Genomic DNA, 3,495 nt, shown 5'->3' with positions numbered 1-3,495 from the left:
CAATAAGGCTATACCCGCCAATAAGAAAATACAGCTCCGCCACACCATCCTGCCCAAGCAGCTGTACTGCATGCTTATAAGTTGAATCGGGTACAACATGCCCTGTAACCAGCGCATATGCAATATCATGCGCAACCGCTTCCTGTTCGCTTAAACCATAGGGATGCCCCCCCGCAGCAAGGCTTGCAATTATATTTGGAGAAATGCCAAATGCGGCCGCCATAATCTCATGCGCATACAGTTCAAAACGAGCGCCCAAAACACCGCCTACTGTTAAAATAGCTACTTCACGTACTGTTTTGGAAAGTGTTGCATGAGTGTCAAGCGTGCGGAGAAAGCTCAGGGCCGGTACCCCAAACTGCGGGTAATGTAACATAGGAGTGAAGGGACCTAACAATGCTCCCTGATCATTTATCATGTTCACCTGGCTTTGGCTGCGGCCAACCAGGCTTGCTATTTCATCATGTACGTAGCGGATCTCAGGACTAAGTGTATCCGGGGCCAGTGGCTTGATACGCATAACTTATTTTGTTTGCTGATTAAGAATTTGGGTTAGTGAATTGACCATCTATCAAAACAAAAGCCATCCGGCAGCTCTTACCTGAACGGTTTGCCCAGGCATGGTTAGTGCCGCATTGGATAACGATGTCGCCCGCTTTAATGGTGGTTTCTGCCCGGTCCAATACCAGTGTTATTTCTCCTTCCAGCACAATTCCATAATCAATTGTTTTTGTCCGGTGCATCAATGGGTGAGGGGCGCCTTCTGCAGATGTGGAAGCACCCCCGCCCCCCATAGATTGGAACTTTGCTGCTGCATCTGCCCCGCTAAGCTTCCGGATCTCTTCACCTTCCGGCGGAAATTCAATTACTCTTATACGGGTGCCGTTTGCGGGAGGCGCTAACACCAGCTTACTCTCATCCGTTTCATCAGGCTGCGGGTGAATTAAGGCAGGTGTTTCCAAGGTATGCCATACTTCAAAAAAAGTGGGTCCGCCGGGGCCGCCTATCAATTGTGAAAGCACAGGAGGTGCATCGGAAACAATGATCGCTTTACCATCTGCATCGTGGCCGGTTACAATGCGTCTGAATGTTTTTTGCTGCTGATCCATGATTAATTGGTTTTTGATTTTTTGAAAACATATACGCCGAGATAGTGGAACAGTACGCCTATTGCCCATGCTGGTGTTGACCATAACGGCCATGGATATGTCCTGTCAGTCAGGTACCATACGATCCAGATAGCCGGAGTGGCCAGCAGGAAAACCAGTAAGTGGATCCTGAATCCCTTTCTTGGGTTGATGGGGGTAAGTGCAGCTTCATTTTTTAAATGTGTCATGATTGTGGAGGTTTTATTTGGGTGATAGAATGTTTATTTAAGCTGGCTGCCTAATTGTTTAACCTTTCTGAGCCAATTGATCCGCTGCTGGTCCGTTGATTTTCTCATGAATCCGAAAGTGGAGAACCGGATGGGCTTAAACCCAACGTAGCCGAATACAATATCTTTCAGGATCTGGTATTGCGATGCCCGGTAAACAAGGTAGAACCACCATTTGGGTGTATCCATAGTTATCAGCAGCCGCAAACTTTTTCCGTTTAAAAGTTTCTCCGGGAATATTTTTCCTGAATGATGTTTGAATGCAAAGCCGGGCAGAAATACCCTGTCAATGAAACCCTTGGTAACGGCAGGCATAAAACCCCACCAGTTGGGATAGGCCATCACCACATGGTTGGCCCATTGGAGCAGCTGCTGAGAGCCGGCCAGGTCTTGTTCAAGTGGCATCACTTCACCGTTTTTATATCCGTCGGCAAGATTTACATCAAACTTTAGCCTGGATATGTATATGGTTTTGCAGATGGCGCCTGCAGCTTCAGCACCGTTTTTGTAAGCATCCAGCAACGCATTGCAGAAAGACGCTTCTGAAGGATGCCCAAGTATGAGTAAGATGTTCTTTGCCATTGCAGATCATTTTTGATTGATACTGCAAAGCTGTTAAATAAAGGAAAGGCACACCTGACGCAAATGTGTCAAAAAACTATTGGTGGGCTAATTTCTGGCGGATGCGGGTGAGGGTTTGCCGCTCAATACCAAGAAAGCTGCAAAGATGGGATAGGGATACGCGGTTGAACAGGGTAGGCTGGCGTTTGATAAAATCGAGGTAACGCTCTTCTGCTGTCTGGAATATAAAGCTCTCAATCCGGGCTTGTTGCCGCTTTAGAATTTCTTCTGCAACTAAGCGCCCGTATCTTTCAAAGCTGGGGAACTGCTGGTAGATCCATTGCTGGTCTTCAAACGAAAGACAAAAAAGCGAAGTGGGTTCTAAACACTGAATGGAATATTTACTGGGTTCCCGGCTAAGGAACGCCGGGTAATGGGTTACATAATCGCCTTCGGCATAAAAGCCAACCGTTATTTCATTGCCTTCGTGATCAATATAAAAGGAACGAACCAGGCCTTTTGATATAAAGCCAATGGCCTTTTGTACTTTGCCTGATTGAAGGAAAAGATCTTTCTTCTTTAATTCTTTAAACGTAAGCAGTGAAACAAACCTGGATAGTTCAAAATCAGTTACCTCAGGGCAAATTGACCTGACTGATTCCTCATATTTATATGATTCAGATTCCATTTTGCTGTTTAGATCTTAGCAGAGCAGGGGATTAATGGCTACTAAGTAAAGATAAAAAAATGAGTATCCGGCTAAAATTTCCTCAGCTGCCACATTAGCCCGCCCGATATTACCCTGCCAGGCTGTGAAGGCATCAGATAGTCGGTGTAATTAGTAATATTGTCCATGGCCAGCTGCAGGGTAAGTTTTTCTTTTAGCAGTGTTTTCTGTACCGCTACATTCAACAGCATATAACCTTTCACAAAAACATCGTATTGGTCTATATAACCATTATTATCTATATCCAGGAAGCCGTATTTGCCGCGGTAACCGGCCCGCAGGGTAGCGCTTACACCCCAGGGCCGGTAATGATATAACAGCATAGCGCTGCCCATATGCCGGCTGCGGTTTGGCAATCCAAAGTAATCGCTGGTAGCAGCTGTGCGTATGCCGCCGGTAGCACGAACGGTGCTGTGACCCGCTTTAATGGTATCAATAATGTCCTGGCTTTTGGCCGTTAGCAGCTGGTAACCTGCGCTGAAGGTAAATCCTTTGAAGGGCCGGCATTTCAGCTCCATTTCCAGGCCACGGGTAAAAATGCGGTGAATGTTCAGGTAAGAGAATAGCTGCTGCCCGTTACGCATAATACCTACCTGCTCCGTATTAATAAGGTTATTGATCTGGTTATAAAAACCATTCAAGTTAAAGTTGAATGTTTTTGCAAAGGTGAATTGTGCGCCCAGGTTATAGGAAGTAGAGGTTTCCGGTTGCAAAGAATGTATGTTGGCAGCATTGTCCCATACCTGCTGCACCAGCCCTGCCTTTTGTAAGGCCGTCACCTGTTCCTGGAAATTATTGGCGCCCACCACGGTATACCCCTGTGTAATATTCG

Annotated in this window: 6 protein-coding genes; all 6 read right to left on the bottom strand. The window is 46.3% G+C overall.

What is annotated here, in order from left to right:
* On the bottom strand, positions 1-520 hold a 520-nt coding region (locus VIM87_RS30725; RefSeq protein ID WP_332000686.1), incomplete at its 3' end, for a hypothetical protein.
* A gap of 19 nt (positions 521-539) precedes the next feature.
* Positions 540-1,109 carry a cupin domain-containing protein gene (locus VIM87_RS30720; protein ID WP_332000685.1) on the bottom strand — a complete coding sequence of 190 codons (570 nt, stop codon included), beginning with the start codon at positions 1,107-1,109 and terminating at the stop codon, positions 540-542.
* A 2-nt stretch (positions 1,110-1,111) separates the two neighbouring features.
* Complete coding sequence (locus tag VIM87_RS30715; protein ID WP_332000684.1) at positions 1,112-1,336, bottom strand: 2TM domain-containing protein; 225 nt, start codon at positions 1,334-1,336, stop codon at positions 1,112-1,114.
* Positions 1,337-1,369: 33 nt separating this feature from the next.
* Entirely contained in the window at positions 1,370-1,957 is a 588-nt protein-coding gene (locus VIM87_RS30710; protein WP_332000683.1) for an NAD(P)H-dependent oxidoreductase, read from the bottom strand.
* Positions 1,958-2,033: 76 nt separating this feature from the next.
* The gene (locus VIM87_RS30705; protein WP_332000682.1) at positions 2,034-2,624 is read right to left on the bottom strand and encodes a Crp/Fnr family transcriptional regulator; all 591 of its coding nucleotides are present in this window, start codon (positions 2,622-2,624) and stop codon (positions 2,034-2,036) included.
* A 71-nt stretch (positions 2,625-2,695) separates the two neighbouring features.
* Positions 2,696-3,495 (bottom strand): TonB-dependent receptor domain-containing protein (locus VIM87_RS30700; protein WP_332000681.1); only part of this gene is annotated, 800 nt, incomplete at its 5' end.

Source organism: Chitinophaga sp. (genome assembly GCF_036569125.1).
Lineage (GTDB): Bacteria > Bacteroidota > Bacteroidia > Chitinophagales > Chitinophagaceae > Chitinophaga.
Note: the sequence above shows the minus strand (reverse complement) of the source record. Positions and strands in the feature narration are given on the sequence as shown.

Coding starts and splice junctions, on each gene's coding strand:
- VIM87_RS30715 (WP_332000684.1), bottom strand. CDS start 1,336: ATGACACATTTAAAAAATGAAGCTGCACTTACCCCCATCAACCCAAGA.
- VIM87_RS30720 (WP_332000685.1), bottom strand. CDS start 1,109: ATGGATCAGCAGCAAAAAACATTCAGACGCATTGTAACCGGCCACGAT.
- VIM87_RS30705 (WP_332000682.1), bottom strand. CDS start 2,624: ATGGAATCTGAATCATATAAATATGAGGAATCAGTCAGGTCAATTTGC.
- VIM87_RS30710 (WP_332000683.1), bottom strand. CDS start 1,957: ATGGCAAAGAACATCTTACTCATACTTGGGCATCCTTCAGAAGCGTCT.